Annotated in this window: 1 protein-coding gene and 1 pseudogene; both read left to right on the top strand. The window is 41.3% G+C overall.

The window, feature by feature from the left end; genetic code table 11:
- A partial coding sequence (locus tag V0288_RS24985; RefSeq protein WP_332867910.1) for a hypothetical protein occupies positions 1 to 238 on the top strand: 238 nt, incomplete at its 5' end.
- Positions 239 to 378: 140 nt separating this feature from the next.
- A pseudogene (locus V0288_RS24980) lies at positions 379 to 627 on the top strand (helix-turn-helix domain-containing protein); the annotation flags it as partial.
- Positions 628 to 680 lie beyond the last annotated feature (53 nt).

The raw sequence follows: 680 nt of genomic DNA, 5'->3' as shown, positions 1-680 counted from the left end.
TATCATTTTAGAGGCTTTTTTTATCGCTTTGTTTCTATCGTTCAACACTTCTGCTATTCTTGAAAAAAAACCAGTTAGGGAGTGTATTGCTTCTTTACTTAGTAATATTTGGGATGAGTGCCAAATTCAATTATTTCAAAATCAACCTTCTTTAGCTGCTTTTCAGTATTTGTTGCATTTACTGATAGAGCGACAACATCCGCTCGCTCTTGAGTTGGCAAAAAGTATCGGTTCTTGACAAGGTTATTTAATCAATAATCGCCAATTCAAAAATGAAACGCATCAACCTCAAGAGTTGACGAAAAAAGGCTCATCAGGTATTGTCTGATCATTAACAACAACAAGTCAGACCCGATAATGAGCCACTAACATCTTACCATAGATCAAAGAAACCGACTCTACCAATTACATCAAGAGGGAAGTTTATCTCAACGGCAAATGGCGGTAATGCTCGGGTGCAGTCAAAGCACGATCTCCCGAGAACTCCGAAGAAACCAAAGTGATCTCGGTGTCTATCTACCCGACACGGCCCAAACAAAGAGTGAGGAGCGAAGACAAAACTCCAAACATCCCTTTGCCAATGTTACCGAGACGATGATCGACGAGGTTAAAAAAGGGCTGAAAGATTAGACCTCCTGCATGAATAGCAAGACCCCGTGCCGGTTAAGGCAAGTTCGGGG

Source organism: Pannus brasiliensis CCIBt3594 (assembly GCF_036688125.1).
Taxonomy (GTDB): Bacteria; Cyanobacteriota; Cyanobacteriia; order Cyanobacteriales; family Microcystaceae; genus Pannus; species Pannus brasiliensis.
This window is presented reverse-complemented; position numbering and strand designations above follow the sequence as displayed.